1 protein-coding gene is annotated in these 210 nt (G+C 42.9%); it reads right to left on the bottom strand.

Annotated elements, in window-relative coordinates; all coding sequences use genetic code 11:
* On the bottom strand, nt 1-210 hold a 210-nt coding region (locus tag LKX83_RS33630; RefSeq protein WP_227887663.1), incomplete at both ends, for a hypothetical protein.

Raw genomic sequence — 210 nt, 5'->3', positions numbered from 1 at the left:
GGAGAGCGAACCGTTCATATGCTGCTCTAACTTATCAGCAGCTTGTATGAACACTTCTTTATCGCCGAATACTTCCCTCGTCGGACCAATTACAATCTCCTGCAAATTCTCGATGGAACGCTGATTTGAAATATCAAACGTACGGAGGGAATCAACTTCTGTATCAAATAGCTCTATCCGTATCGGATGCGCCATATAGACAGGAAAAAT

Origin of the sequence: Cohnella baijiui (assembly GCF_020731285.1) — a bacterium.
GTDB lineage: Bacteria > Bacillota > Bacilli > Paenibacillales > Paenibacillaceae > Cohnella.
This window is presented reverse-complemented; position numbering and strand designations above follow the sequence as displayed.